1 protein-coding gene is annotated in these 353 nt (G+C 48.4%); it reads right to left on the bottom strand.

From position 1 onward, the window contains the following. Positions 1-81 precede the first annotated feature (81 nt). The coding region (locus GNE10_RS35105; protein WP_221643114.1) for a hypothetical protein at positions 82-353 on the bottom strand (272 nt) is incomplete at its 5' end.

Below are 353 nucleotides of genomic sequence, written 5' to 3'. Positions count from 1 at the left end.
ATTAAGAGTGCTGCTGGCTACTTGCCCCCCAACACTTTCACACGGAAGTTGTGACTGTGAATTTTGCCCCCCAACACGTAATTACCACTCGCGCCAAGCTTCGTTGTAATCGTCTAAGTTTTGATAGTCGTCTGGGTCTGGTGGTTCTTCTGAGTCGTCGTAGAAAATTGTCAGCTGGTCGCCGTCAGCCTTTCTCTTGACTTCACCAAAGTGGGCCGGATTCCAGCGTTCGCCATCAGTGTGTTGGAGGGCAAGGTCTTCAGTCTTGAGAACAGAGTAATATTCCTTTGGCACATAAACAGCTTGGCCATTTCTGGTGACATAAATTGCCCCCTTCCAATCAGGATGTACTA

The organism is Nostoc sp. 2RC, from assembly GCF_014222165.1.
GTDB classification, from domain to species: Bacteria; Cyanobacteriota; Cyanobacteriia; order Cyanobacteriales; family Nostocaceae; genus Nostoc; species Nostoc linckia.
This window is presented reverse-complemented; position numbering and strand designations above follow the sequence as displayed.